The organism is Rhodococcus sp. 7Tela_A2, from assembly GCF_049311045.1.
Classification (GTDB): Bacteria; Actinomycetota; Actinomycetes; order Mycobacteriales; family Mycobacteriaceae; genus Rhodococcus.
Window position 1 is genome coordinate 1 of record NZ_JAXION010000175.1, and the last position, 6,100, is coordinate 6,100.

Annotated in this window: 4 protein-coding genes and 1 pseudogene; 3 read left to right on the forward strand and 2 right to left on the reverse strand. The window is 67.3% G+C overall.

Features of this window, described 5'->3' with window-relative positions; translation table 11 throughout:
• Positions 1–153: 153 nt before the first annotated feature.
• Positions 154–1,737 carry a Rieske 2Fe-2S domain-containing protein gene (locus tag TVH25_RS20420; protein ID WP_169652242.1) on the reverse strand — a complete coding sequence of 528 codons (1,584 nt, stop codon included), beginning with the start codon at positions 1,735–1,737 and terminating at the stop codon, positions 154–156.
• Positions 1,738–1,862: 125 nt separating this feature from the next.
• Here TVH25_RS20420 and TVH25_RS20425 point away from each other — a divergent pair, with 125 nt between their 5' ends.
• Together TVH25_RS20425 and TVH25_RS20430 are read left to right on the forward strand one after the other, a co-directional pair.
• Positions 1,863–2,657, forward strand: a complete 795-nt coding sequence (locus TVH25_RS20425) for a lysophospholipid acyltransferase family protein (protein WP_169652241.1) — start codon at positions 1,863–1,865, stop codon at positions 2,655–2,657.
• A gap of 4 nt (positions 2,658–2,661) precedes the next feature.
• Positions 2,662–3,483 carry an HAD family hydrolase gene (locus tag TVH25_RS20430; RefSeq protein ID WP_169620786.1) on the forward strand — a complete coding sequence of 274 codons (822 nt, stop codon included), beginning with the start codon at positions 2,662–2,664 and terminating at the stop codon, positions 3,481–3,483.
• Between the two features lie 27 nt (positions 3,484–3,510).
• Here the strand turns inward: TVH25_RS20430 and TVH25_RS20435 are convergent, their stop codons facing one another.
• Complete coding sequence (locus TVH25_RS20435) at positions 3,511–5,544, reverse strand: N-acetylmuramoyl-L-alanine amidase (protein WP_422425337.1); 2,034 nt, start codon at positions 5,542–5,544, stop codon at positions 3,511–3,513.
• Between the two features lie 292 nt (positions 5,545–5,836).
• Here TVH25_RS20435 and TVH25_RS20440 point away from each other — a divergent pair.
• Positions 5,837–6,100 (forward strand): annotated as a pseudogene (locus TVH25_RS20440) (stage II sporulation protein); the annotation flags it as partial.

The window sequence follows — 6,100 nt, forward strand, 5'->3', positions numbered from 1 at the left end:
GGACCACTCCGCGGGTGAATCCCAGCCGGTTCGCCTCGGCGAGCCGGCGACCCGCGCCCGCCCCCCCCCCCCCCGCCCCCCCCCCGCCCCCCCCCCCCCCCGCCCGGGTCGGACAGCGGCGAGCGGCGGAATAATCGGGCGGGGCGGTGCCCGTCAGGCCTTGCTGCTGCGCAGTTCGTGGCCCTTGGAGGTCTTGCACCGCCCCGATTCGAGATCCCACTGCCAGCCGTGCAGGTTGCAGGTGAGCGTGGTGCCGTCCACCACCCCGAACTTCGACAGGTCGGCCTTGAGGTGCGGGCAGCGCCGCTGGATCTCGTAACCGCCCAGCTCGATCGACGCCGAGTCGTCGTGCGCCTCCGCGAACCAGCCGTCCGCATACGCGATGCGCTCGTCGGTGAGGCACTTGAAGAACGTGTACAGGAACTCGTTGTACCCGCCGACCCGCCACGTGGTGAAGCGTGTCGAGAGGAAGATCGTGTTGACCCAGTCCGGCTCGTCGTCGCGTAGCACCGTACGGACGATCTCCGGCGCGATGCGGAATCCGTAGCGGTACTTGCCTTCTCCCTCGACGGGCTCGCGGACGATGCGCTTGGGGAAGTCGAGCACCACGGTCTCGTCGCCCATCACGAGGCCGACGGGGTAGCCGATGCCGTCACAGATGAGATCGGACTGCGCCATGATCGGCTCGAACTTCGCCCTGAGTGCGGGCAACAGCGGCTCGCCGTCGGCCGGCGCCCACGTGGCCTTCTCCGCGGCGATGACCGGCGCGAAGCGCTGAGCCATGTCCTCGATGTAGGCGGCCTTGTTCGTGAAGATCGCCTCGACCTCGTCCTCGGGGATCGGATGGGCCAGTGTCATCTTCTCGCTCCCGGCGAGGTCCACGACCGAGCCCGGGATCATCAGCAGGCCACCGTCGCGGCCGTTGATGCGCAACTGTTCGAGGAACACCTTCTGGTCGGGGAAGATGTTGCCCTCGTCGCCGTGGTCGTCGTTGAGGTAGCGCAGTTCGTCGTCGAGGAAGACCGGCGGACCGGCGGACGGGACGATCCAGGTCGCGCCGACCTGCTCGATGTAGCTGCGGCAGCGGTCCATGCCGCGCTGGCGCTTCTGCTTGCCGAAGTTGGCCTTCGTCTTCTTCGGGATGTCGTAGACCATCGGATACCAGATGGCGCCCGAGTACTGCAGCAGATGGATGTCGATGTGACCGAACGCGTCGTGCATCGGGTCCATGTCGATCGGCCGCGCGTCGTTCATGTTGAACACGGTGGTCTCGCCGTCAGAGACGACGAGCCCGGAGTCGCCGATCGGGCCGTCCGCGGGTGCTCGCATCGCAATGATCATGATGTCGAGCTCGCCGGGAGCGAGGGGAGCGTCGGGCGCGTCCCGGATGCCTTCCTTGCTGATCCGGTGCTTGACCGAATCGGTGGTCTCGTAGAACTTCGTGAAACCGAGCGCCTCGAGTTCGCGGCGCAGATCCGGCACCGGGTAATCGGGCAGCAGCACGGTGGCGTCCTTGCGGACGTGCTCACCGAGCGTCCCGGGATCGAAATGGTCCTTGTGGAGATGCGAGACGTAGAGGTAGTCGACGTCGCCGAGGGCATCCCAGTCGAGGCTCGTGTTGTCGGGGAACGGTACCCACGACGCGAAATAAGCGGGATTGACCCACGGATCGCAGAGAATGGAGCCTGCCTCGGTCCGGATGTGGAACCCGGCGTGGCCCACGCTGGTGATCTGCACTCGTTGCCTCCTGACGTGCTGACCTATGTACCTCCAGGGTAAGTGGAGAGGCCGTGGAGACACGCGGCAGCCCGCCGGGGCCACGGGTGCGGCACCGCATCGGCCGCCCGGCTACGCTGGCCGACGTGGAACCCTTCTACCGGACGATCATCGGCGTCGCGCGCACTCTGTTCGCAGGCCAGGGACTGAAATTCTCCGTCACCGGGGAGGAGCACATCCCCGCGACCGGAGGTGCGGTCATCGCGATCAACCACACCGGCTACATGGACTTCACCTACGCGGGTCTGCCCGCCCGTCCCGCGAAGCGCTACGTGCGTTTCATGGCGAAGAAAGAGGTCTTCGACAACAAGATCTCCGGGCCGATGATGCGCGCGATGAAGCACATCCCTGTCGACCGTGGTGACGCCGGCGACTCCTACCGCCTCGCAGTCGAAGCGCTGCGCGCGGGAGAACTGGTGGGAGTGTTTCCCGAGGAGACGATCAGCCGCAGCTTCGAACTGAAGAAGTTCAAGACGGGCGCGGCGCGGATGGCCGAAGAGGCAGGTGTGCCGGTCATCCCCATGATCATCTGGGGGTCGCAGCGGGTGTGGACCAAGGGTCATCCCAAGCGTCTGGGCCGCACCAATACGCCCATCACGATCAAGGTCGGCGCTCCGATTCCCCCCTATCTGCCGGCGTCGGCCATGACCGAGCAGTTGCACGCGACGATGGAGCAGATGCTCCACGAGGTGCAGGACGCCTATCACCACGAGCCCGGCGCCTACTGGGTGCCGCGCCGTCTCGGTGGTTCGGCGCCCACACTCGAGGAAGCAACCGCCGAGGACGAGCGTGTCGCGGCGGAACGCCGGGCCCGCAAGGAACGCGAGCGGACCGAGCGCGAAGGGCCGGACAGCGGCGACCGCGGCGTTTCGGCACAATGACGGAGTGAGTTCACAGCGCCCGAGCCTTGTCGCCACCGATGTCGACGGCACCCTGATCGACAAATCCGAGCAGGTGTCCGACCGCACTCGGGCTGCCGTGCATGCGGTCGTCGACTCCGGTACGCCCTTCGTTCTGGCCACGGGGCGTCCACCGCGGTGGATCGCGCCCGTCGTCGAGCAGCTCGGGTTTGCTCCCCTCGCGGTGTGTGCGAACGGCGCCGTGCTCTACGACAGTGCGACCGATCGGGTGCTCAGCGCTGCGGTGCTCCGGGCCGACGAGCTCGCGTGGGTCGCCGAGGTGGCCGCTGCGGTGCTTCCCGGCTGCGGCCTTGCCGCCGAGCGTGTGGGGGAGAGCGCGCACGACGCCGCCACTCCGCAGTTCGTCAGTTCCCCGGGTTACGAACATGCCTGGCTCAACCCCGACAACACCGAACTCGCCGAGCACGAAGTGATCGCCGAACCGGCGGTCAAGCTGTTGATCCGGCTCGCCGGAGCGACGAGTCGTGAGATGGCCGAGGCGATCGCGCCGAAGTTGCACGGACTGGTCGACGTCACCTATTCGACGACCAACGGCCTGGTCGAGATCTCCGCAGCCGGCGTGACGAAAGCATCCGGGCTACGTGAGCTCGCCCGTCACCTCGACATCTCGGACGACCGCATCGTGGCATTCGGTGACATGCCCAACGACATACCGATGCTGTCGATGGCCCGCCATGGCGTCGCCATGGAGAACGCTCATCCCGACGCGAAGTCGGTGGCAGACGAAATCACTGCCACCAACGACGAGGACGGTGTTGCGCGGATCCTCGAACGCTGGTGGCAGTGATTCGTAGCTACCGGTGAACCGCGGGACTCAGCCCACAGGCACCGGTTCTGGTGCCGGTTCCGGCGCGGGCGCACCCTCGGGTGCGGTTACCGCGATGTCGGCCGGCTGATCCTGCATCGACTGCTCGTAGGCGTCGTTGTAGGCGCGCAGCACCTTGGTGACGACCCCGGTGGCCTCGTTGAAGATCAGCGAACCGAACTCGAAGTCCGAACGCCAGCCGTCCGGCACCCGGTACTCGTCACTGGTGGGCAACCCCAGCTCACCAGTGTCGAGTCCGTATTCCTGCCACGCCTTGTAGATCTCGCCGAGCACCGCCCACACGTCTCCACCGGGGGACGAGTAGAGGGCGCCGTTGACGAACCGGGCGTGCTCGAAGCCGCCCTTGGCGGGTGCGATCGGCGACACGGCCGTGCCGAGACGGCCGGTTTCGCCGCCTTCCGCGATCCATTTCCGGGCGAGCGGGTTGTTTTCGGCAAGTCGCATCAGTTCTGCGACCAGATCCTGCACGTTCGTGGCGGTCTCGGCCGAGCCGGGCGGCAGCGCGCCGGTGCCCGGTACGGGACCCGCATCCCGCGGAGGATTGTTCACCACGATCGGCGGCGCGCTCGGCGCGCCCTTGGCGGCGGCCGCGGCGATGTCGCGGATCTTGTTCATCTGTGCGTAGCCGCCGTCGCCCGGGCAACTGGTGTTGCCGACGTCGCGGTGCGCGAAGATGATCGGCAGATCCACCGCTGCACCCCGCGGGTACGGCGTGAACGACGTGCCCTCCGAGTACATGGTGGTGCGGCCCTTGGGGTCCAGACCGGCCGCGGCGAGCCGCCAGCCGAGGTAGTTGCCCACATTCTGCACGGTGACCTCCGGCGGTGCGGCCGTGGAGAAGTCGCCCATCATCGCGATGCCGACGGTGTTCTCGTTGAAGCCGCCCGCGTGGGCGCCCTGCACATTGCGTTCCAGACCGCCCGCACGACCTTCGAAGATCTGTCCGTACTTGTCGACGAGCACGTTGTACCCGATGTCGCACCAGCCGAGTGTCTGCGCGTGGTACGCGTAGATGGCGCGGACGATGCCCGCGGACTCCGCCTTCGAGTAGTTGTTGCTGCCCGCGGTGTGGTGCACGGTGGCGCCACCGAGGGAGTCGTCGTACGTCGCACTCTGGCAGCGCAGCGACTCGTCGGCACCCCATTGCGACCTGCCGATGACTTTCAGGCCCGAGGTGCCGAGCGGCGCCGCGATGTCGTCGAGCCGGCCGTCGGCCTCGCCGGTACCCGGATCGATCAGGACCGCGCTGACGCCTTCCGCAGCCGCGAGCACGGGTTCCTGGCTGCGCAACGGCTTCGACGAGGAAGCGGGTACGTAACCGAGTTCCGGTGCCGCGCCGCCTGTTCCGGCGACCGGGACCGGCCCTTCGTCGACCGGGGCGGGCGCATCGGGTGCCGGTGCGTCGGGTGCCGGTGCGGCGGGTGTCTCGGCCGGCGGTGCTTCCGCGCCGGCGAGCGCGGGTTCGGGGCCGGGACGCGGGGTGAGGAGAACCTGCACCGCGCGTGTCGCGCCGACGAAGATCGGCTCGGTGCCGCGTCGCGCGTCGTCGGACGTGTCGTTGCGGCTCGACTCGAGGGGTTCGGTGACCGACCACGGACCCCATGAACCGTCGCCGTTCTGCGCGCGAATCAGCGCGTCGGTGTCGGCGATGTCGTCGGCGGCCAGTGCGACCAGGCTGAACGGAGTCTCCCGGGTGAGTTCCTTGACCGTGGCGCCGACACGGGCGATGGGACCGCCGTCGGGATCCGGGGTGGTGGTGATCTGCGGCAATCCGTCGATGATCTCCGCAAGACCGATGTCGGGCAGGTTGAGCCCGGTCAGTTCCTCGAGCGGGATGATCAGGTCCGGTACGGACGCGAGCACCACTTCCGCAATGTCTGGGCTGACGGATTCGACGGAGTCGCTGGTGGTGCGAACTTCCGTCGGTCCTGCGGTGAGTCCGGACACGGCAAATGGCGTGGCGACGGCCAGGGCGGCGACGGCACCCAGGACGATCGACGGCTTAGGGCGGCGATGCGGCACTGTTTGCAACTCCCTGTTCGTGTAGATCTGCGGTCGGAGGAGGGGTTCCGAGAGGTCGAAAACCTCCATCGCGGACCGCTTCGAGAGAGCGAAATGGCCGCGATCGGGTGCAACTTGTGGTGCTGTTGTTTCTGCTGTGACTTGTGTTGCGTTGGTCCGTCACTCTTGTCACACTAGACCCAGGCAACCTTAAGCCTCAACCTGAGCTTGAGGATCGGTCGTAAATGTCCGATCCGGCGATCTACGAGTCCGTGCATCGTCCCGGAATGCGAGAACGAGGGAGCGGAACGCCATGGCACCACAATCCATCGGCCGCAGAGGAAAGATCCGTCGGAGACGATTCGTCATCGGACGACCACTGCGGAACGGGTGGCAGCCCTCCGTTGCTCGTCTCGCGGTGATCGGACTCGCGCCGGCTCTGGTCGTCGGTACGGGCGTCGGCGTGCTCGTGCAGAACCGTTCCGATTCGGTCGGCGTCGTCGAAGCGGTGTCGGCCGACACGCCGTACACCTTCTCCGGTTTCGGCCACGGCCACGGGCGGGGCATGGGGCAATGG